Here is a 19,262-nt window from a genome sequence, read left to right as displayed (position 1 = left end):
AATAAATAACTAGCTGTCACTTCGCATATAACTGACCCAATCGGTGGCCAAGAGATCGGAAAAATGAAGTTTTTTTGGTCTTATTCTGAACGAGTGGACGTGTGACTCGGCTGGTGCCAATGGACGGTTGCACGGGCTCAGCCAATGGTTTGGCAAGTCCCAACATAGATTTTTCATTGTAGATCTGCTGGGCAGTCTTCCCTTCAGCCTCCATCTTGAAAATGATGTTCAGGCCTTCACTTTCGCCAAATTTCGCTTTGGCGGCTTCCCAGACACCTTGTTCTTTCAGGTAGGTGATCAAGCCATTGAAATCTCGCTTGTACATGTTCACCAGGCGCTCATACGTTTCGGGCGAGTCAATAGAATTGATTCGAAGTGTTGAATCAAACGACGAGCTCTCGGGAATCGGGGCATAGCTCACTGACTGTTGCTGCGGAGCAATCTCGCGAATCATCGCCTCAACGTCAATTGAGGATTCGGGTTTGTAGTGGCCGGAATGATTGTCGAAGATGAATTTTGATGAATCGTGTTCGTCGATTTTCAACCGTCCGGCAAAAACTGGAAGGCCCATCTCGGGCTGGATGCCCATGTGCTGAAAATACATATTGGCAAACAGATGCAGCTTGCCGCCCTGATCACGAAATGCAGCAATGGCATGCCAGCTCGAAGAAGGCTCCCACTCGGGATCCGCCCCCTTGATCACGTCCATTCCTCGGGTATAAACCGCGTCGGTTCTCATGAACGTGTTTTTCTCTTGATTCCATATCAGCTCCTCGAACCATCCGCTATAAATGGTTTTACTGCTTGGGTTGACGATATCGGCGATAAAAATATCGACTGGAATCGATATCGTGCCTTGCCAGTCGTAGAAATTAATCGGGTTGTTCCTCACCATCGCATAGCGATTCAGCCCATCCTTGTCTCCTGCCGGGTCTGGGCACATCCAACGCTGCAACCACGGCGCGTAATACCGGAATCCGTAGTAATAGAGCCCTGTCGCATCCCGCTCTTTGCCGGAATAGCGAATCGTTTTGTACTTCGCCACCAACGCATTTTTACCAGCCCAGCATGCGGTGCCGCCGAAGGCGTAATAGTGTTCCTGAGTCAGCACGCCTGCTTCGTTATCCAGCTCCAATGTGCTGGAACCAAGGTGGTCGCAGAGGCTGTAACGCAGTTGATCGGCATGGGCACCGCCGGGCCAGTGCAAGGCCCGAACACTGCAACGTCCTGCTTCGGCGCTGATGACATGGCGCTCTTCGCCATCGGCCTGGCGGTGGATTTCCAGGTTGGGCAGGTAACGGACTTCAGAACGCCCTGTGCGGCCACTGGTCCGGTTGAAATGCACTTTGCGCAGCCGATGGCCGGGGCGGTCGTAGGCGTAGCCTTCGTAATCGTCGGGTTCATCGCCGCGCTTGACCAAGGTCACCCGGCTTAACTGGTTGCGGATGTCCCACGTCATGGTTTGGCCGCGCTGCAACTCCAGCTGATTGCCGCAGGCATCGAAGCCTGACTCGATTTCCGACTCACCGGGCAATGAACCATCGTCCCGCTGTGCCAGACTTCGGTTGCTTCGGGCGGAGGTGAACATCGAGAAACCGGGCGCACCGCTATGGTGGCGGGTGATCAGATTACCCGCCGCGTCGTACTCGAAGCGTTGGGTGTAATTACGTCGCTGATTGGGGTCCAGTGGTGTGGGCAGCAAGTCCGGCAATGCGGGTCCGTGGCTTGAGTTGGCGACTTCCCAGCCGCTGGCTTCGACAAGTTGGGACAGGCTGTCGTAGCGGTAACGATTGATCGGTTCGATGCGTTGGTTGTTGAACCAGGTAACGGCTTGGGCCTTGTCTTCCAGCTTGATGATGTTGCCCGCCGGATCGTAGGTGTAATTCAGGTCCTGCAACATCTTCTGACTTCCGACGGCGGCCACCAACCGAATCAACCGACCGTCATCGGCACCGTACTCGGCTTGCGTTTTCACACCGTTGCCAGCGATTTCGCTTTCGACCTGGTCGTGGCCGTTGTAGCGAATGTCGCTGACCAGGCATTGCGGTTGTCTGCCCTCTCCAGCCATCAGCAGCCAGGTTTCACTCAGCTTGCCTGCCACGTCATAGGTAAAGGTACGGTGATTGCCCATGGCATCGGTCTGACGCTGAATCTCACCCGAGGGAGAGAAGACGTGCCGCGTGACGAACGACTGATCTTCCAGCAACGCGTCCCGAGCCTCTAACTCGCTGGGCCAATCGGGTGGTTCAAGGTCGATCAGAAAGCATTGGTTTTCACTCAATTGCGAACCGGCCAAACCGTAGTCGGTGACGAAGAGGGTACTGGCTGGATTGTCGTGGCGGATCACCGCTGCACATTGGTTATGCACAGCGAATGCCGGGGCAGCGCTGCCGTAGGTCAATCGCTCGACTATGCGCGATAGTGCGTCAGCGGCCTGTTCAGTGACGGCTATCGGACGTTGCTGATCGTCATAGGCGATGTGACGCTGACTGCCTCTGGCGTCCCAGAACGATCGCAGCGAACCGGCCTGATTCAACAGGCTCAGTTGCCAGCCGGCATCGACGCTGTCCGTCTGCAACGACTGGCCGCTCAACCCATGGATTGTCGTCAGATTCGGCTTCTGCGCAGACGCCCATAAACGGGGATCCCACGACTCGACCAAACGCCCCGCAGCATCGAAGCCTTGCCGGGTGATGCGCGAAGTAATGACGCTCTCGTCCGGGTGCCGGCAATAGCCCACGCCGCGAATTGCCAAGGCTCGCGGGTCCATGACCGACAGCGTCGGTGTGTGTGGGTGAGCGTTCACGGTATCGACGGTCCTTCGCTCGAGTGGAGATAAGACTGAGCCTTTTTTGGTCGGGCCGATACTGTAAGAAGTAACAGGTAGCCGCACCGAGACTGTTGGGGGGGGCGGAGGTTGAACAAGCGCTGAATCAAGGTTAGCGGTAGGAAATTCACTACAAATCGGGAAGTTTTCCCACAGAGAAATCAGCACTCCTACAAGGCCAATCCCTTTCATTTGCAGGACGTTTCCTAGATGATTCCGCACGCTTGCGCCTGGCAAATCCGCTGGCTAGTCTCGGTCCGTCACTGCTCATCAGTGATCGGGATTAGTAGCCCGGATCGATAGGTGCATAGTGTGTTCATGATCATGTCTGGCAATTTGCCGGATGCTGAATATGGTGGCTGTGCGTGGGGCACCTTTGGGTGCGCCGGTTTGCCTATTGACCGGTCTACTAACCTGCGCGCAGCCGCCACCCATCGTTTTAGTAGGCGAAAAGTGGCGGCTCCCATGTATCAATAGGAGCAACACAAGTGAAAAAACCAGTCCCCGATCCACCTCCCGAATCCTCAAGCAAAGACAACGACGATCCGCTTAAAGGTCGCTCAGCGCTTTACCACGCGATCGATTTTTACCTCACCCGCGAACATACCGGCGCGCCGGACGAACTGCGCTTCTACAACGTCAGCCAGGACGTGAACTTCGAAGACACGCAACTCTATGTCGCCGACCTTCTGCGCTGCGCCTCGGTCACCGCTTATCGGTGTGGCGATCAACTAAAAGGTGCCGACAGGGCCATGGTGTTCTCTATTTGGCATTTGCTGGAAATTACCGGTCCATTGAATGTCTGGGGATGAAGCACACCGGAAACCGGCCTGAATAATCGGCCGGCAGTTAAATCGCCTTCGCGGGCAAGCCTCGCTCCTACAGGTTTCTAACCATCCAGAAGATCACGCGAAACCTGTAGGAGCGAGCCTGCTCGCGATGGGCTGCGAAGCAGCCCCGGACCTGATGGCGTATATTCGGCGAATCCCAATTGCCTGCGCAGCCCGCCATGAAACAAACCCCAGACGACCTTGAGAAAATCACCTCCACCACCCTCGGTCATTACAACTCGGTGGCCGAAGGTTTTCGCGAAGGGACGCGTGATCACGATGTCAGCCAGAACATCGACGCATTGCTGCGGCATATCCAGGGTGAGCCGCCGTTCGACATCCTCGACTTTGGCTGCGGGCCGGGTCGGGATTTGCAGACGTTCACGCGCATGGGCCACACCGCGGTCGGCCTCGACGGTTCGGAAAAGTTTGCGCAAATGGCGCGTGAAGACAGTGGTTGCGAGGTGTGGCAGCAGGATTTTCTGAAGCTTGATTTGCCGGCTGAACGCTTTGACGGGATTTTTGCCAACGCGGTGCTGTTTCATATTCCGCGTCAGGAATTGCCACGGGTGTTGAAGGAATTGCGCGGGGCGTTGAGGCCCGGTGGGGTGTTGTTCAGTTCCAATCCGCGTGGTGAGAATCAGGAGGGGTGGAATGGGCCGCGGTATGGGGCTTATCACGATCTTCAGGCGTGGCAGGATTTGCTGACCGCGGCGGGGTTTGTGGAGTTGGAGCATTACTACCGGCCGGCGGGGCTGCCGCGGGAGCAGCAGCCTTGGTTGGCGAGTGTCTGGCGTAAATCTGAGTAGTCAGGTCGGACGCCATCGCGAGCGGGCTCGCTCCCACAGGAGACCGCATTTCCCTGTGGGAGCGAGCCTGCTCGCGATTAGAGCGCGAAGCGCTCTGCTTTACCGGGCCTCTTTTTTCGGCTCGCGAATCTTGTACCAGGCCACATACAGCGCCGGCAAAAACAGCAGCGTCAGCAACGTTGCGATGATGATGCCGCCGATCATCGCGTAGGCCATCGGCCCCCAGAACACTTCCCGGGCAATCGGGATCATCCCCAGGCTCGCCGCCGCAGCCGTCAGCAGAATCGGCCGGCGACGGTGTTCCGTGGCTTGCGCCACCGCATCCCACGGTGACAGCCCCTCTTTCTCCAGGGCGTCGATCTGCGTCACCAGAATCACCGAGTTGCGGATGATGATGCCGATCAGCGCCAGAATCCCCAGGATCGCCACGAAGCCCATCGGCGTGCCGGTGGGAATCAGCGCCAGCACCACGCCGATCAGGCCTAGCGGCGCGACGCTCGCCACCAGGAACAGCTTCTGCACGCTGTGCAATTGAATCATCAGGAAGGTCGCCATCAGGAACAGCATCAACGGCACCACCTTGGCAATCGGCCCTTGGGCCTTGCCGCTTTCCTCAACCGTACCGCCCGTGGCGACCTTGTAGCCCACCGGCAAAGCGGCGGCGAATTTGTCGATCTCCGGCTTCAGTTGCTTGACCAGATCGGTCGGCTGAATCTCGTCGCGCACCGCAGCCTTGATGGTGATGGTCGGCTTGCGGTCGCGACGCCACACCAGCGGCTGCTCAAGTTCATAGCGCACGGTGGCGAAAGCCAGCAGCGGAATCGAGGTGCCGCTGGGCGTGACGATCTGCAGGTTCTGCAACGTTTCCGGCGTACCGCGCTCCGCGTCCACCGCGCGGCCCACGACGTTGATCAGGTAGATATCGTCATCGACCTGCGTCACCGGCGCACCGACGACGATGCTGTTCATCAGGTTGGCCACGTCTTCCGATGACAATCCCAGTTGCCGCACCTTGTCCTGTGCGATGTCGATGCGCAGGACTTTGCCCGGCTCGTTCCAGTCGTAAATGATCTCGCCGATGTGCGAGTTCTTGTCCAGCTCGGTGGCCAGGGCGATGGCATGTTTGCGCACCTGGTCGATGTCCTTGCCGCTGACCCGGTACTGGATCGGCCGCCCGACAGGCGGGCCCATTTCCAGCGCCTGGACGTAACTACCGATACCGACAAAATCCTTGCGCAAGCGTTCGCGCAAACGCTGACTCAGGGCTTCTCGCGATTCCAGGCCCTTGCTGACGATGACCAATTGCGCGTAGTACGGGTTTTGCAATTGCTGGTCGAGCGGCAGGTAGAAACGGATCGCGCCTTCGCCGATGTAGGTGCTCCAGCGCACGATGTCCGGGTCGTCCTTGAGCGTTGCTTCGAGCTTGTCCACGGCTTTGCGGGTTTCGGCAATCGAAGCGTTTTGCGGCAGGTTCAGGTCGACGAGAATTTCCGGCCGGTCCGAGGACGGAAAGAACTGGTTCTGTACAAACTGCATGGAAAACACCGACGCCACGAACAAGGCAATGGTGATGCCGATGGCCCACCAGCGATTGCGCATGGACCAGAGCATGCCGTAATTGAAGGCGCGACCGATGCGACCAGGTTCTTCATCGTGAGGTTTCACGTTGGCGCTGAGGATGTGTACGCCGATCACCGGCGCGAACAACACCGCGACAACCCACGACACCAGCATCGCCACGGCAATCACCGCAAACAGCGTGAAGGTGTACTCGCCCGCCGAACTGGCGTTCAGGCCAATCGGTACAAAACCGGCCACCGTCACCAGCGTACCGGTGAGCATCGGGAACGCGGTCGAGGTGTAGGCGAACGTGGCCGCCTGCTCCTTGGTTTCACCCATCTCCAGCCGGGTGACCATCATCTCGACCGTGATCATCGCGTCGTCCACCAGCAGGCCGAGGGCGATGATCAGCGCGCCGAGGGAAATCCGCTGCATGGTGATGCCGCTGTATTCCATGAAGACGAAGACCATCGCCAGTACCAGCGGAATCGAGCACGCGACCACTAACCCGGCGCGCACGCCGAGGCTGACGAAGCTGACCACCAGCACGATCACCACCGCTTCGAACAGCGCGCTGGTGAAGCCGCCAACGGCTTTTTCCACCACGGCGGCCTGGTCGGAAACGTTGTACACACCGACGCCCACCGGCAAATCGGCGGTCAGGTCGATCATGCGCTGGTGCAGCGCCTTGCCGAAATCCTGAATGTTGCCGCCCTTCTTCATGGCAATGGCCAGGCCGATGGCCGGATGGCCGTTGTAGCGAAACTCCGGGGTCGCCGGGTCGACATAACCCCGACTGATGTCGGCAATGTCGGCCAGGCGATAGAAACGATCGTTGAGCCGCAGGTTGACGTTTTCCAGGTCTTTCTCGGACGCGAACTGACCTGTGGTGCGAATGGAAATCCGCTCTGGACCGGCTTCAATGACCCCGGCCGGCGTCACCGCGTTTTGCGATTGCAGGCTATCCACGACCTGACGCTGATCAATGCCCAGCGCCGCCAGTTTGCGGGTGGAGAAGTTCAGGTAGAGCACTTCATCCTGCTCGCCGACCATCTCGACCTTGCCCAGCCCCGGCACTTCACGGATCTCGGCGCGGACCTGCTCGACGTAATCGCGCAACTGGCGCATCGACAAGCCGTCAGCAGTAAAGGCGTACACCGAGCCGAACACATCACCGAATTCGTCGTTGAACCCAGGCCCTTGCAGGCCCTTGGGGAATTGGCCGCGAATGTCGTTGATCTTCTTGCGCACCTGGTACCAGATTTCCGGGATGTCCTTGGCGCTGGTGGTGTCGCGCAGGTTCACGAAGACCGTGGACTCACCGGGCCGTGTATAGCTTTTCACATAGTCGAGGGAGTCGAGTTCTTCGAGCTTTTTCTCGATGCGGTCGGTGACCTGCTTGAGGGTTTCTTCCTGGGTCGCACCCGGCCAGCTGGACTGGATGACCATGGTCTTGATGGTGAACGAGGGGTCTTCCTCGCGGCCGAGGTTCATGTACGAGAACACGCCCATCAGCAGCGCGATGAACATCAAATACCAGACAAACGACTGATGCTTGAGGGCCCATTCGGATAAGTTGAAACTCCCTTTCATTGTGGGCTGTCCTCATCGATTTTCACTTTCTGCCCAGGCTTCAGGCTGTTCACACCGGCACTTACGACACGCTCACCGGACTTCACGCCGCTGGCCAGGACCATGGTGGAATCGGTGCGGCTGATCAGGCTGATGTCACGCGGGGAAACGGTTTGGGTCTGAGGGTCGATGACCCAGATCCGCGATTTGCCATCGACCTCTTGCAGCGCGGTCAGGGGCAACTCGATTCGTGGCTTGATCGCAGAGCTGAGGGTGACGCTGATTGCCGTGCCCAGGCGAAACCCCGGTGGTGTGTCAGTCAGGGTCAGGCGGGCGCGACGGGTGCGGGTGGCGCTCTGGGCCTGGGGTTCGATTTCGCGGACGATGGCGGTGGTGGTGATGTTCGGTTCCAGTTGCACGGCGACCTGAAACACCACATCCGCGGGCAACTGATCCACCAGCGTGTCGGGCAGGTCGATTACCGCTTCCTTGATGTCCGGCTGCGCCAGGGTCACCACTTGCTGGCCGGCGGTCACCACTTGCCCGGCTTCGGCGTTCCACGCGGTGACGATGGCTTTGTGGTCGGTGCGCAACTCGACATAATCGAGTTGGTCCTTGGCCTGATCGACCGCCGCCTTCGCTTGATCGAGGGAGGCCTGAGTGGTTTTCAGATCGGTCTGGGCGATGTCCAGTTGCGCCTGCGCACCGACCCCGCGATCGAACAGTTCCTGCTGACGCCGGGCGTTGGCCTGGGCGTTGATCAGTTGTGCCTGAACCTTCGCCAGATCGCCCTGAGCCGAGCGCAGCTGGTTTTGCTGATCGGTGGGATCAAGGGTCGCGAGCAAGGCGCCCTTCTCGACCTCGGCGCCGACATCGACGTTGCGACTGGCGATGCGCCCCGGTACGCGGAAGCCGACATTGGTTTCGTATCGGGCCTGAATGCTGCCGGCGAAGCGGCCGAGACTCTCCTCGCCCAACGCCTGGACCTTGATCGACAGCACCGGACGCACCGGCTCTGGCGGCGGTTCTTCTTTCGAGCAGGCCACCAGCAGCATTCCGGCGAACACCAGCAACACGCGCTTCATGGCTGGGCTCCCGCTGCTAAATCCTTGTAGGTGTTTTCGGCGATTTCCACTTTGACGCCGGGGTGCAGCAACTGACCGCCGGCAATGACGACTTTTTCGCCGCCCTTCAGGCCATCGCTGATAATGACTTTGCCGGTCAGGTAACGACCCACCGTCACCGTATGCAATTGCGCCTTGCCCTCGTCATCCACCAGCCACACGGCCGGTTCGCTGAGGTTTTTGGTCAGCGCCGACCATGGCAGTTCGATTGCGGCTTTGCTCGGCGTCTTCGCCGTGCCGCTGATCACCGAGCCAAGCTGCATGCCTTCCGGCAGACCGTTAAGGGTGACCTTGACCTGCACCGTACCCGTCTGCGCGGAAACGGCCGGGGTGACTTCCCGAACCGTGCCTGTGGTCTTGATGGCCGGGTTATCGAGCAAGCTCACCACAATCGTTTTGCCCTCAGGATCCTCTGTCAGCAGCGACTCGTAGACGTTGAACACCGCGTCGCGCTCACCGTCGCGCGCCAGGCTGAAAATCGGCATCGTGGCCTGCACCACCTGGCCGACTTCGGCCTGCCGGGCAGTGATCACTCCCGGCGCGTCGGCGATCAGCGCGGTGTAACTCAGTTGCTCGCGGGCGTTGGCCAGTTGCGCCTGGGCAGCCGTCAGCGCGCTCTGGCTGCTGCGCAATGCGGCCTGGGCGGAGTCGAACTCGCTTTGACTGGTGTAGCCCTTGGGCAGGAGTTTTTGCTGGCGGACGAAGGCGGCGGCGGCCTGTTTGACCCGCGCCTGCTCGGCGACGACCTGCGCCTGGGCCGAGTCGACATTGGTTTGCAGGTCTTTCGGGTCGAGCCTGGCGAGCACTTGCTTGGCCGACACCCGGTCACCGACATCGACCGAGCGCTGGATGATCTTGCCACCGACACGGAACGACAGCTCTGTCTGGACGCGCGCCTGAACATCACCGGTGAGGGTCACGGACGCGGCGTAATTCGCGGCGTTGACGACTTGCACGAACACCCGCGGACGATCCTTTTCGACCTGGGGTTTTTCCCCGCAGGCCCCCAGCAGGACAAGAAGACTCAGGCCAACCACTCTTTTCAATCCGGGACCAGCCATGCAGACTCCTTTGCGTCGTACGAACGTGCCAATGGCGATACGACTGTGAGCTTAGAACAGGGTTCAACAGGTGCACAGGTTTGCTGCACTCTCTGTAGGAGCGAGCCTGCTCGCGAAGCGGATCAACATTCAATTTCTCTTTTTCTGACACACCGCCTTCGCGAGCAGGCTCGCTCCTACAGGGGGATCTCAGTGTTTTCGATAATGAGGCAAACTGACGGACCACGCAGTGCAGCAGGAAGCTTCCCATGCTCAAAACCCTCGCGGTGGCCAATTACCGCTCGATCAATAAATTGGTGATTCCACTGGGTCGTCTGAACCTGATCACCGGGCCGAACGGCAGTGGCAAATCCAACCTCTACCGGGCGTTGCGCCTGTTGGCGGAAACCGCTCAGGGTGGCGTGGTCAATGCGTTGGCCCGCGAAGGCGGCCTGGATTCGACCTTCTGGGCGGGACCTGAAACCATCACCCGGCGCATGCGCAACGGCGAAGTGCCGATCGAGGCGACCGTTCGCCACGGCGTCAAACGCTTGCGCCTGGGGTTTGCCGGGGACGACTTCGGCTACTCGATCAGCCTGGGGCTGCCCGATTCCAACGGTCATTTCATGTTGCCCGGGCACAGCACACCCATTGCGTCACGGTTCAGCCTCGATCCGCAAATCAAGCGTGAATGCCTGTGGGCCGGGGCGCATTATCGTCCGGCGAGCCTGCTGGTGGATCGCGACGGCCCGATGATCCGCACCCGAGCCAACCGCAGCTGGGACGTGCTGGCTCAGCACACGCCGACTTTCGACAGCCTGTTCGATCAGGTGGGCAGCTTGCGGACCTCGCCGGAGGTGCTGGAGATGCGTGAGTTCATCCGCCGCTGGCGCTTCTACGATCACTTTCGCAGCGACGCCGACGCGCCGGTGCGTCAGCCACAACTGGGCACCCGCACCCCGGTGCTGCACCACGACGGCAGAGACCTGGCGGCGGCGTTGCAGACCATTATCGAGATTGGCGACCCCGAAGCTTTGCGCAACGCCATCAGCGATGCATTTCCCGGTGCGCGTCTGCATATCGAGCCGCTGGCGGGCGGCCGGTTCGCCATCGAGTTTTATCAGGAAGGGTTATTGCGGCCGTTGTCGGCGGCGGAGTTGTCCGATGGGACGTTGCGCTATTTGCTGTTGGTGGCGGCGCTGCTGACACCGCGCCCACCGACGCTGATGGTGCTGAACGAACCGGAAACCAGCCTGCACCCGGACCTGTTGCCGGCGTTGGCGCGCTTGATTATCCGCGCGTCGGAGCAGTGTCAGGTGTGGGTGGTGTCCCATGCCCGGCGGTTGATTTCGGCGCTACAGGAAGATCCCGAGTGCAACTGCATCGTGCTGGAGAAAAATCTGGGCCAGACCGGGATTGTCGGGCAGCGGATGCTGGATGAACCGGCGTGGTACTGGCCGGATTGAGCGGCGTCCGATAAACCGAATCGCGAGCAGGCTCGCTCCCACAGTTGACCGAGGTGTCCCGACGGACGCGGTCCAATGTGGGAGCGAGCCTGCTCGCGATGGCGGCGGTGAGACCGCCGCAAAAGTTAAAGAATCACCCCTGCCACTTCCCACCCTCGACAATCACGCTCTCAGGCTTGGTGTCATCGCTCAATTCCTTGCGCACATACTGGTCGTACAGCTTGAGCAGATACTTCTCTTCACCCAGCTTCGCCAACTCGGCGTTCACCCAGTCACGCAGCTCGATGTTGCCCTTCTTCACCGCCGGCGCAATCGGCGCTTCTGCACCGAGTTTCTGATCCAGCACGCGGTAGCCAGGGTTCTGCTTGGCCCAGCTGAACAGCACCAGATTGTCCTGCGCATAGGCATCGCCGCGACCGTTGGCCAGGGCTTGCAGGGACTCGGAGTTTTTCTCGAACTTCAGCAGTTTCCAGTCCGGGTGATTCTTGGTCAGCCAGATATCCGCCGTGGTGCCGGTGGTGACGATGGTGGTGCGGGTCGCCAGGTCATCGAGGTTTTTCACTTCGCTGGCCTGTGGCACCAATGCCTGTACTGCGACTTTCAGGTTTGGATTGGTGAAGTCCACCGCTTCCTTGCGCTCCGGGGTCACGGTCATGTTGGCCAGGATCAGGTCGACCTTGTCACTTTGCAGGAACGGAATCCGGCTCGCCGGTTCCACCGCGACGAACTCGACCTTGTTTTCATCGCCGAGCAGATCCTTGGCAAATTGGCGGCCGATGTCAGTATCGAAACCAACGTAACGCCCCGCTTCATTGACGAAACCAAACGGCGGTTTGTCAGTGAAAACGCCGACGATCAACTTGTCCCGCGCCTTGATTTTGTCCAGGTAGCTGGCCGGCGCAGTGCTTTCGCTGGCGACTTTCGGCTTCGCGGGTTCTTCGGTTTTGTTGCAGCCGGCCAGCAACGCGAGGCCGAGCAGTGGCAATAGCAGTAGAGAAGACTTGGCAGTTTTCATGGCAGTTCCAGTTCCTTTGTTTGAGTCGTTTTGGGTAGTGCGGCGACGTAGGAGAACTTCTCCAGGAACTGCTGCGCTCGTGCGGTTTGCGGGTTCGTAAAGAAAATCTCGGGAGGGTTTTGCTCAAGGATTCGCCCGGCATCCATGAACACGATGCGGTCAGCCACGGCGCGGGCGAACGCCATTTCGTGGGTGACGATCAACAGCGTCATGCCTTCGCGGGCCAGGCCCTGAATGACTTCCAGCACTTCCTTGACCATTTCCGGGTCGAGGGCGGCGGTGACTTCATCGAACAACATAACTTTGGGGTTCATGCACAACGAACGGACGATGGCGATGCGTTGCTGCTGGCCGCCGGAGAGCTGGCGAGGAAAGGCGTCGCGCTTGTCCGAGAGGCCCACGCGCGCCAGCAAGGCTTCGGCCTGATCCCGGGCTTCGCGACGCTCGCGGTTTTGCACCTTGACCGGGCCGAGCAGCAGGTTGTCGAGCACTCTCATGTGCGGGAACAGGTGATAGCTCTGGAACACCATGCCGATCTGCTGGCGCACTTCGCGCCAGTCGGTGCCTTTGTCCAGCAACTCTCGGCCGGCAAATGTCAGGCTGCCGCTGTGCGCGACTTCCAACCCGTTGAGGCAACGCAACAGGGTACTTTTACCGCAGCCGCTGGGGCCGAGGATGACGATCACTTCGCCGGACTTCACCTTCAGGTCGATGCCGTCGAGCACCTGCTGCTCGCCGAAAAACTTGTTGAAACCCTTGAACTCGATCAATGCGCTCATGCTTGCGTCCAGCGCCGCTCCAGCACGCGCGAGGCGGCCGAGAGCGGGTAGCAGATGAAAAAGAAAAACAGAAACAGCGCGCCGTAGATCAGCACGGATTCGTAGGTGCGTTCGATGATCTGCTGGCCGACCTTGATCACGTCCACCACGCCGATCAGCACCGCCAGGGAGCTGGTCTTGATGATCCGCGTGTAGACGTTGATGGTCGGCGGGGTCATGCGTTTCAGCGCCTGGGGCAACAGCACGTAGCCGTAGAGTTGCGGGCCGTTCAAGCCGATCGACAGGCCCGCTTCACGCTGGCCGCGTGGCAACGAATGCAAGGCGCCGCGCACCACTTCACCGACCTCGCTGGCGCCCCACAGCGACAGCACCAGCACCGCGCACCAGAAGCTCGGAATGCTCAGGCCGAAGAAAATCGGCAGACCGAAGAACAGCAGATACAACCAGACCAGCACCGGGATCGCCCGGAACAGCTCCAGATACACGCGCAAAATCGCGTTCAGCCATTTCGAATTCAGCGTACGCAAAACGCCGTAAAACACACCGCCAACGGTGCTGATGACGATGCTCAGGAAAGAGATCGACAGGGTTTGCGCAGCGCCCTTGCCCAATTGCGGCAACGACACCCACAACAATTCAAGACCCGAACTGGCCATGCTGGAGCCTCCTTTCCAGACGGCTGAGCAGCAGCGACAGCGGCAAAAACAGCAGCACGCAAATCAGCGTCAGCACGGCGAGCATTTCGTAGGTTTTGTAGTAGAGCGCGATGTAGCTTTTGGTGGTGTAGAGAATTTCCGGGACCGCTACGGCCGAGACCACGGTGGTCTCTTTCAGCAAGAAAATGAAATTGGCGAACAGCGACGGCAGGCTGAGGATGCCGGCCTGCGGCAGGATCACGTAGCGCAGCAATTGCCCGTGGGACAAGCCGATGGAGCGGCCGGATTCGAGCTGCGCCTGGGGCACCGCGTCCACCCCGGCGCGCAGCACTTCCGTGAGGTAAGCGCCGCCCAGGAACGTCATGGTGATAATCGCCGCTGTGAAGCCTGACACCTTGATGCCCAGCGCCGGCAAGGCGAAATACACGAAGAACAGTTGAATGAGCAGCGGCGTGTTGCGCGCCAGTTCTACGTACAACCCGACCAGGCGTTGCAGGTAAGGCGTGCGGAACACCAGGATCGTCGCGTTGATCAAGGCCACCAGCAACGAGGTGCCGATGGCGATGAAGCCGACCTGCAGCGTCACGCCCACGGCCTTGAGAAACGCCGGCAGGGTGCTGAGGATAAAAGCGTAATCGAAGTTCATTGAACATCCTGGACGCCGCTCGGTAAGCGACGGTGGCGCAGTCCATGGGCGGTGGATAACCTCCCGGCAGGCACCGACTTTAAAGGTATAAGAACTGGAATTTAAATACCGTTAAAGAATATTGATATCACGCAAAAAACTATCCGGTGAATTTGCCGAGAAGGAGGAAGACGACTATTTTCCTTTTCGCTGTAGGAAGGATCTTTTTTTCGAAATAGCCCTCCAAGGACGCACAGCTTTTGGCCAGACTCCCGGCCGAACCATCACAAGGAAGAGAACATGGCTGACGTAAAAGTACCGCAACGGCTTGATCCGCAAGACATCGTGAAGCTGCTGGTGGCGTTGCGCAGAGCGTTGAAGGCCAGGGCGGCCTAAGCCTCCGGCACACGCCTATCCCCTGTAGGAGCGAGGCTCGCCCGCGAAGGCGTCCTTCCAGAAAATCCGTGTCGTCTGGTTCGCGAGCAAGCTTCGCTCCTACAAGAGCTCGGTGTGTCCGTGATCTGTAGGAGCGAGGCTTGCCCGCGAAGGCGTCCGGCCTGATACACCGCGTTGTCTGATTCGCCAGCAAGCCGGCTCCTACAAAAGTGCGGTGTGTCCGTGATCTGTAGGAGCGAGGCTTGCCCGCGAAGGCGTCCGGCCTGATACACCGCGTTGTCTGATTCGCCAGCAAGCCGGCTCCTACAAGAGGCTCGTTCCTACATTTGGAATGTGCACGCGCAATAAAAAACGCCGACGCTATTGCTAGCCGTCGGCGTTCGAAACCTTGAAGGGGTTTGATGCTGCGTCCAATCAGAACGCCGGCAGTACGGCGCCGCTGTATTTCTTGGCGATGAAGGCTTTCACTTCCGGGCTGGTCAACGCCTTGGCCAGTTTCTGGATGGCTACGCTGTCCTTGTTGTCTGGACGAGCCACCAGGAAGTTCACGTAAGGCGAATCAGCACCTTCGATCACCAGCGCATCTTTAGCCGGGTTCAGACCTGCTTCCAGCGCGTAGTTGGTGTTGATCAGGTCCAGGTCAACCTGGTCCAGAACGCGCGGCAACATGGCCGATTCCAGTTCCTTGAACTTGAAGTTGTGCGGGTTCTTGGCGATGTCTTTCGGAGTAGCCAAAGCGTTTTTCGGGTCTTTCAACTCGATCAGGCCAGCCTTCTGCAACAGCAGCAGAGCACGACCGCTGTTGCTGCCTTCGTTCGGCAGAGCGATGGTCGCGCCATTCGGCAGGTCAGCCAGTTTTTTGTACTTCTTCGAGTAGCCACCGAACGGTTCAACGTGAACGCCGATCACGGTCACCAGGTTGGTGCCTTTGCCTTCGTTGAAGTTTTTCAGGTACGGCAGGGTCTGGAAGTAGTTGGCGTCCAGACGCTTCTGGTCAACTTGTACGTTCGGCTGAACGTAGTCGGTGAACACTTTGATTTCCAGGTCCACGCCTTCTTTGGCGAGGGTTGGCTTGATCAGCTCCAGAATCTCGGCGTGTGGGACCGGGGTCGCCGCAATTACCAGTTTCTCGCCGGCCTGGGCCAGGCCCGCGGTCAGGGCAGCCGCCAATGCGGTGAACAACAGAACCTTTTTCATGCAGTGTCCTTATCGAAAATCACGGTCGTCATCGACGACGGCTTGTTTAGTACGAGTGCCAGTGAAGTGCTATCGCTGGCGTGAAGCGGACAATACCGGGATTTTTTATTCCCGAACAATATCTTTTATTCACTTTCATATTCCATTTTGTTCATACAGCTCTAACTCACGTGTTGGCTGCATTTCGCCGCACCCACCTGTAGGAGCGAGGCTTGCCCGCGAAGGCGTCCTTCCAGAAAATCCGTGTCGTCTGGTTCGCGAGCAAGCTTCGCTCCTACAAGAGCTCGGTGTGTTCGTGATCTGTAGGAGCGAGGCTTGCCCGCGAAGGCGTCCTTCCAGAAAATCCGTGTCGCCTGGTTCGCGAGCAAGCTTCGCTCCTACAAGAGTGCGGTGTTTTTGAGGAGTTGTTTGAGGGCGGCTTGTTCGGTGGCAGTGCCTTTGGTGAGGATGTGCCGGAGCTGCTGCTCGATCTGCGTCAGCGGCGCTGGTGCTTCGGGCAGGTTCAAATGTTCGGGCAGGATCTCGTCGCCAGTGCTGACCAGCAATGCAAAGTGGATGACGTTTTCCAGCTCCCGGGTGTTGCCCGGCCAGCTGTGCTGTTCCAGCAACTGCTGCGCAGCTTCGCTGATCAGCGGCACCGGCAGGTCCAGGCGCTGGCTGTAGATGCCCAGGAAGTACTCGGACAACGACAGGATATCGCCCACCCGCTCACGCAACGCCGGCAGTTCCAGCTGACCTTCGCTGAGGTAGTGATAAAGCCGCTCATGGAATTTCCCGGCGGCCACGGCTTGCGCCAGATCAATGCTGGTCGCGGCCACGAGACGCACGTCCACCGGGCTCGGTTGATGCGCGCCGACGCGGGTGACTTCGTGGTTTTCCAGTGCGGCGAGCAACTTGATCTGGATCGGCAGCGGCAAGTCGCCGATCTCGTCCAGGTACAGCGTGCCGCCATTGGCCGAACCGAACCAGCCAGCACGACTGCTCGCCGAACCGGTGTAACTGCCTGCGGCATAACCGAACAATTCGGCGTCGGCGTAGGTCGGGCTGATAGCGCCGCAATTGACCGACACGAACAACCCACCACGATCACTGGCGCGATGGATGTGCCGCGCCAGCAGTTCTTTACCACTACCGGTTTCGCCACGGATCAACACGGAGATCGAACGTGGTGCCAGTTGCTCCAGCTCGGCGCGCAATTGACGCGAGCGCGGATCGACGAACACCAGCGCCTTGGCGCGGATGCTCAGCGGACTTTTTTCTGCGTCGGGAAAGGTCAGCAGCGGCTGACCGAAGGCTTCAAAACTCATGGCAGACTCCCGCCCAAAACCGCCGGGAGACGGGGGGCGATGTTAAAAAAAGAAAAGGTTCAAGCGCGGCGCAGGGCGTGATGTTCCATGCGGTTTTGCAGGCGATACAGATAAGCAAAACCCTGCTCCCAGCGCTGATGACCGGACTTCACGTTGATGTGTCCGGCACCCGACAGTATTCCTGCCTCGGCGCCCCAGTTACGTGCCAGTTCCAGCGCACGCGGTGCGCTGACAGCGGCGTCGTTGTCGGAGCTGACCACCTGGCTCGGGAACGGTAAAAGGTTCGTCGGAATCGGTGCGAAGTTGCGCAAGGCTGGCGCGCAGGCCGGGCGCTCGACGTCTGCCGGTGCAACCAGCAAGGCACCGCGCACCTGGCGCAAAAAATTCAGCGGGGCAGTGGCCGCCCAATGCGCGACCGTGATGCAACCCAGGCTATGGGCAATCAAAATCACCGGCGTGCTGTCAGCGGCAATCGCCTCGGCCAATGCCGCCACCCAGTCTTCACGACGGGGCGTCAGCCAATCGGCCTGCTCCACCCGCGCGCTGTTCGGCAAGCTGTTCTGCCAGTGGCTTTGCCAATGATCATCTGGCGATCCTTGCCAGCCCGGCACAATCAGATAGCGAATTGATTCGTTGCGCATGGGGGAACTCTCCTGCTGCGTGTCTGTTCCTGATCGAGTATAGGGAGGAGAGTTATATTCGTTAAGGAATAAGAAGCTATTTATTAAGATCCATAAAGAATATAAGAAACACACACAACCTGTAGGAGCCAGCTTGCTGGCGATGGCGGTGTGTCAGACAACATTTCCATTGGCTGGACGAACGCCATCGCCGGCAAGCCGGCTCCTACAAGGTCACGGGTTTTCTTGAGGCATAAAAAAGGGGCCGCACCCTGCCAAGGAGACGGCCCCGGAAAATCGAAAATCGGTCAGCGTGCGGTAATCACCGACAACTTGGTAATCCCTGCCCGCTCAATCGACGCCATGGCTCGCGCCACTTCGCCGTAATTCACCCCGTCGTCCGCCTGCAATTGCACACGCACTTCGGGATCCTTGGCCTTCGCCGACTTGAGGTTGAACTCCAGCAAGTCCGGCTGAATTTCGTCCTTGTTGATAAACAACTTCCCGGCACCGTCGATGCTCACGACCAGCGGGTCCTTCTGCTCCACCGGCGCCACGGCCTCGGTCTTGGGCAGGTTGATCGGGATCGCGTTGGTCAGCAGCGGCGCGGTGACGATAAACACCACCAGCAGCACCAGCATCACATCCACCAGCGGTGTCACGTTGATCTCGCTCAGCACCTCATCGCTGTCTTGCGTGGAGAAAGCCATCTCAGGACGCCTCCTTCACTTTCTGCGCGCTGCCCGATGCAGCGGTTTTATGCGCCGTCGGATGAATCAGCACACGGAACGAACTCTTCTGCGCCAGGCTGTAGAAGTCATGGGCGAAGTCATCCAGGTCCGCCGCCGTCAGTTTCAGACGACGCAAAAAGTAGTTGTAAACCAGCACCGCCGGTACCGCGACGGCGATCCCCACACCGGTCGCCACCAGTGCCGCGCCAATCGGCCCGGCCACGGTTTCCAGGCTGGCTGAACCTGCTGCGCTGATTCCTTTCAACGCCTCCATGATTCCCCACACGGTGCCGAACAAACCAATGAACGGCGATGTACTGCCAATACTTGCGACCACTGCCAAACCTGTTTCCAGCGAGCGGCGCTCACGCACGATCTGCTGACGCAAGGCGCGCTCAAGACGATCCTGATGGTTGATCGCCTGGCTCAAATCCGCCGCTTGTGGCGCCTCCCCTACCTGTATTGCCGCATAGCCGGCCTGGGCCACTCGGGCCGCCGCGCCGGGCTGGGTCTCGGCCAGCTCCGCCGCCGAATCAAGGCTCGACGCCGCCCAGAACTGCTTATGAAACTTTCGGTCCTGCACCTTGAGACGGCCGAACTGCACGCCTTTGAGCAACGCCAGGCCCCAAGTGGCAACGGAAAAAACCACCAGCAGCCAGATCACCGCGCTTTCGATGGATTCAAGTGGAGATGCCAGTAACGTCATGA

Annotated in this window: 15 protein-coding genes and 1 pseudogene; 3 read left to right on the top strand and 13 right to left on the bottom strand. The window is 59.3% G+C overall.

Features of this window, described 5'->3' with window-relative positions:
• Nucleotides 1–16: 16 nt before the first annotated feature.
• On the bottom strand, nt 17–2,806 hold the full coding sequence (locus J4E42_RS15490) for an RHS repeat protein (protein WP_207285574.1): 2,790 nt from the start codon (nt 2,804–2,806) through the stop codon (nt 17–19).
• Nucleotides 2,807–3,315: 509 nt separating this feature from the next.
• On the opposite strand from J4E42_RS15490, the pseudogene J4E42_RS15485 reads away from it, so the two are divergent.
• A pseudogene (locus J4E42_RS15485) lies at nt 3,316–3,665 on the top strand (hypothetical protein).
• Between the two features lie 171 nt (nt 3,666–3,836).
• On the top strand, nt 3,837–4,466 hold the full coding sequence (locus tag J4E42_RS15480) for a bifunctional 2-polyprenyl-6-hydroxyphenol methylase/3-demethylubiquinol 3-O-methyltransferase UbiG (protein WP_192226708.1): 630 nt from the start codon (nt 3,837–3,839) through the stop codon (nt 4,464–4,466).
• A gap of 99 nt (nt 4,467–4,565) precedes the next feature.
• On the opposite strand, the gene J4E42_RS15475 is transcribed toward J4E42_RS15480, so the two are convergent.
• Genes J4E42_RS15475 through J4E42_RS15465 form a run of 3 tightly spaced genes read right to left on the bottom strand, consistent with a single transcriptional unit; the run spans nt 4,566 to nt 9,783 of the window.
• Nucleotides 4,566–7,619, bottom strand: coding sequence for an efflux RND transporter permease subunit (locus J4E42_RS15475; RefSeq protein ID WP_008040210.1), 3,054 nt, complete (start codon nt 7,617–7,619; stop codon nt 4,566–4,568).
• On the bottom strand, nt 7,616–8,683 hold the full coding sequence (locus J4E42_RS15470) for an efflux RND transporter periplasmic adaptor subunit (protein WP_008032507.1): 1,068 nt from the start codon (nt 8,681–8,683) through the stop codon (nt 7,616–7,618). Before J4E42_RS15470 ends, J4E42_RS15475 begins: the two co-directional genes overlap by 4 nt.
• Nucleotides 8,680–9,783 (bottom strand): efflux RND transporter periplasmic adaptor subunit, encoded by a 1,104-nt coding sequence (locus J4E42_RS15465; protein ID WP_207285573.1) that lies wholly within the window; start codon nt 9,781–9,783, stop codon nt 8,680–8,682. Before J4E42_RS15465 ends, J4E42_RS15470 begins: the two co-directional genes overlap by 4 nt.
• Before the next feature lie 248 nt (nt 9,784–10,031).
• Between J4E42_RS15465 and J4E42_RS15460 the strand changes: the two genes are divergently transcribed.
• Nucleotides 10,032–11,228, top strand: coding sequence for an AAA family ATPase (locus J4E42_RS15460; RefSeq protein WP_008032511.1), 1,197 nt, complete (start codon nt 10,032–10,034; stop codon nt 11,226–11,228).
• Nucleotides 11,229–11,361: 133 nt separating this feature from the next.
• Here the strand turns inward: J4E42_RS15460 and J4E42_RS15455 are convergent, their stop codons facing one another.
• The 9 genes from J4E42_RS15455 to J4E42_RS15415 all read right to left on the bottom strand — a co-directional run bounded on the left by J4E42_RS15455 (nt 11,362) and on the right by J4E42_RS15415 (nt 19,260).
• A complete protein-coding gene (locus J4E42_RS15455; RefSeq protein WP_008040217.1) occupies nt 11,362–12,243 on the bottom strand; it encodes a transporter substrate-binding domain-containing protein in 882 nt (293 codons plus the stop codon).
• Nucleotides 12,240–13,022, bottom strand: coding sequence for an amino acid ABC transporter ATP-binding protein (locus J4E42_RS15450; protein ID WP_207285572.1), 783 nt, complete (start codon nt 13,020–13,022; stop codon nt 12,240–12,242). The genes J4E42_RS15455 and J4E42_RS15450 overlap by 4 nt, the downstream gene beginning before the upstream one ends.
• The gene (locus tag J4E42_RS15445; RefSeq protein ID WP_207285571.1) at nt 13,019–13,678 is read right to left on the bottom strand and encodes an amino acid ABC transporter permease; all 660 of its coding nucleotides are present in this window, start codon (nt 13,676–13,678) and stop codon (nt 13,019–13,021) included. Before J4E42_RS15445 ends, J4E42_RS15450 begins: the two co-directional genes overlap by 4 nt.
• On the bottom strand, nt 13,659–14,324 hold the full coding sequence (locus J4E42_RS15440; protein ID WP_008032519.1) for an amino acid ABC transporter permease: 666 nt from the start codon (nt 14,322–14,324) through the stop codon (nt 13,659–13,661). The genes J4E42_RS15445 and J4E42_RS15440 overlap by 20 nt, the downstream gene beginning before the upstream one ends.
• A gap of 789 nt (nt 14,325–15,113) precedes the next feature.
• Nucleotides 15,114–15,896 carry a MetQ/NlpA family ABC transporter substrate-binding protein gene (locus tag J4E42_RS15435; protein WP_008040224.1) on the bottom strand — a complete coding sequence of 261 codons (783 nt, stop codon included), beginning with the start codon at nt 15,894–15,896 and terminating at the stop codon, nt 15,114–15,116.
• 377 nt (nt 15,897–16,273) lie between these two features.
• Nucleotides 16,274–17,203 carry a sigma 54-interacting transcriptional regulator gene (locus J4E42_RS15430; RefSeq protein WP_192226693.1) on the bottom strand — a complete coding sequence of 310 codons (930 nt, stop codon included), beginning with the start codon at nt 17,201–17,203 and terminating at the stop codon, nt 16,274–16,276.
• A gap of 59 nt (nt 17,204–17,262) precedes the next feature.
• Entirely contained in the window at nt 17,263–17,844 is a 582-nt protein-coding gene (locus J4E42_RS15425) for an alpha/beta hydrolase (protein WP_207285570.1), read from the bottom strand.
• 287 nt (nt 17,845–18,131) lie between these two features.
• Nucleotides 18,132–18,533: a biopolymer transporter ExbD gene (locus J4E42_RS15420; protein ID WP_003220570.1), complete on the bottom strand. Its 402-nt coding sequence runs from the start codon at nt 18,531–18,533 to the stop codon at nt 18,132–18,134.
• A gap of 1 nt (nt 18,534) precedes the next feature.
• Nucleotides 18,535–19,260 carry a MotA/TolQ/ExbB proton channel family protein gene (locus J4E42_RS15415; RefSeq protein ID WP_008045247.1) on the bottom strand — a complete coding sequence of 242 codons (726 nt, stop codon included), beginning with the start codon at nt 19,258–19,260 and terminating at the stop codon, nt 18,535–18,537.
• Nucleotides 19,261–19,262 lie beyond the last annotated feature (2 nt).

Source organism: Pseudomonas sp. FW300-N2A2 (assembly GCF_017351735.1).
GTDB lineage: Bacteria > Pseudomonadota > Gammaproteobacteria > Pseudomonadales > Pseudomonadaceae > Aquipseudomonas > Aquipseudomonas migulae.
Note: the sequence above shows the minus strand (reverse complement) of the source record. Positions and strands in the feature narration are given on the sequence as shown.

Excerpts from the sequence above, each read along its gene's own strand:
- J4E42_RS15420 (WP_003220570.1), bottom strand. The coding sequence starts at position 18,533 with ATGGCTTTCTCCACGCAAGACAGCGATGAGGTGCTGAGCGAGATCAAC.
- J4E42_RS15480 (WP_192226708.1), top strand. The coding sequence starts at position 3,837 with ATGAAACAAACCCCAGACGACCTTGAGAAAATCACCTCCACCACCCTC.
- J4E42_RS15435 (WP_008040224.1), bottom strand. The coding sequence starts at position 15,896 with ATGAAAAAGGTTCTGTTGTTCACCGCATTGGCGGCTGCCCTGACCGCG.
- J4E42_RS15450 (WP_207285572.1), bottom strand. The coding sequence starts at position 13,022 with ATGAGCGCATTGATCGAGTTCAAGGGTTTCAACAAGTTTTTCGGCGAG.
- J4E42_RS15460 (WP_008032511.1), top strand. The coding sequence starts at position 10,032 with ATGCTCAAAACCCTCGCGGTGGCCAATTACCGCTCGATCAATAAATTG.
- J4E42_RS15425 (WP_207285570.1), bottom strand. The coding sequence starts at position 17,844 with ATGCGCAACGAATCAATTCGCTATCTGATTGTGCCGGGCTGGCAAGGA.
- J4E42_RS15440 (WP_008032519.1), bottom strand. The coding sequence starts at position 14,324 with ATGAACTTCGATTACGCTTTTATCCTCAGCACCCTGCCGGCGTTTCTC.
- J4E42_RS15470 (WP_008032507.1), bottom strand. The coding sequence starts at position 8,683 with ATGAAGCGCGTGTTGCTGGTGTTCGCCGGAATGCTGCTGGTGGCCTGC.
- J4E42_RS15415 (WP_008045247.1), bottom strand. The coding sequence starts at position 19,260 with ATGACGTTACTGGCATCTCCACTTGAATCCATCGAAAGCGCGGTGATC.
- J4E42_RS15445 (WP_207285571.1), bottom strand. The coding sequence starts at position 13,678 with ATGGCCAGTTCGGGTCTTGAATTGTTGTGGGTGTCGTTGCCGCAATTG.
- J4E42_RS15465 (WP_207285573.1), bottom strand. The coding sequence starts at position 9,783 with ATGGCTGGTCCCGGATTGAAAAGAGTGGTTGGCCTGAGTCTTCTTGTC.
- J4E42_RS15455 (WP_008040217.1), bottom strand. The coding sequence starts at position 12,243 with ATGAAAACTGCCAAGTCTTCTCTACTGCTATTGCCACTGCTCGGCCTC.
- J4E42_RS15475 (WP_008040210.1), bottom strand. The coding sequence starts at position 7,619 with ATGAAAGGGAGTTTCAACTTATCCGAATGGGCCCTCAAGCATCAGTCG.
- J4E42_RS15430 (WP_192226693.1), bottom strand. The coding sequence starts at position 17,203 with ATGAGTTTTGAAGCCTTCGGTCAGCCGCTGCTGACCTTTCCCGACGCA.